The following is a 1,073-nucleotide window of genomic DNA, read 5'->3' as shown; positions in this document are numbered from 1 at the left end:
ATTTGTACAACAAGAGCCGTGTGAGGGGAGACTTTCAAGCACGGTTCTGTGAGAGGCTTAGGGTGAAATTCCCTTTGCCTACTCGATTACAAGACCGTTGGCAACAAGCTGAAAAATGAACTACGCAAGGAACAAAATAGAACTTGAAGAAAATGGATTTTCCGTTTTATCTGACTTGTATTCGGACAAAGAAATAAGTCGAATTTTAGCTTGTATCGAAAATGCTGAACAGGATGGAAATTCGTTTATGAAAACAAAGGACTTGTTTGCGATTAGACAATTAATCAAAAATGTACCTGAATTAAGCGATTTGTTGTTTAACAAAAAACTGAATGAATTAATTGCTGACCTTTCCGAATCCGAATATTTCTTGACAAAAGCCATCTATTTTGACAAACCAAGCGAATCGAATTGGTTTGTTGCTTACCACCAAGATTTGAGCATTTCAGTTGACAAAAAAGCCGATTTGGAAAATTATGTGAATTGGACTTTTAAAAAAGGACAACACGGAGTTCAACCACCAATTGAGATTTTACAAGACACAATTACAATCCGAATTCATTTAGACAAAACGGCCAAAAACAACGGAGCATTAAAAGTAATCCCAAAATCTCATTTAAAAGGAATAGTTCGTGCTGACTCAAAAGATTGGAACATAGAAAGCGAATTTATTTGTGAAATAGAAAAAGGCGGAGCAATGTTAATGAAACCTCTGACTTTACACGCTTCGAATAGAACAACAAACGGAAAGAAAAGACGAGTAATACATTTAGATTTCAATAAACATAAATTAACTGAACCGTTGGCTTGGTTGGAACATAATCGAATAAAAAAGCCAGTTGCCAACAACGTATAAAATTAATTGCTTGGTACGAGCCTGCTTACGAAAATCCTCGCGGATTTTCTATTTGGTTTGTATTTGCTAAATTCGTTGCTAAACAACGCAACTAATCTTAGTGTGCCAAGAATCAACCACGGCAACAAAAAAAAAAAAATGGTTGAATGCTGTAAATAAGATGATGGTAGGTCCATCAGAGTCGTTGTATAGGCGATGGCTCTAAACCACCTAAAGG

At 36.0% G+C, this 1,073-nt stretch carries 1 protein-coding gene; it reads left to right on the top strand.

The features are described 5' to 3' along the window. The first annotated feature begins 115 nt into the window (after positions 1–115). Positions 116–856, top strand: coding sequence for a phytanoyl-CoA dioxygenase family protein (locus FT986_RS11305; RefSeq protein WP_147865155.1), 741 nt, complete (start codon positions 116–118; stop codon positions 854–856). Positions 857–1,073: the final 217 nt, after the last annotated feature.

The organism is Mesonia sp. K4-1, assembly GCF_008017825.1.
In the GTDB taxonomy this organism is placed as follows: domain Bacteria; phylum Bacteroidota; class Bacteroidia; order Flavobacteriales; family Flavobacteriaceae; genus Mesonia.
This window is presented reverse-complemented; position numbering and strand designations above follow the sequence as displayed.

Excerpts from the sequence above, each read along its gene's own strand:
- FT986_RS11305 (WP_147865155.1), top strand. The coding sequence starts at position 116 with ATGAACTACGCAAGGAACAAAATAGAACTTGAAGAAAATGGATTTTCC.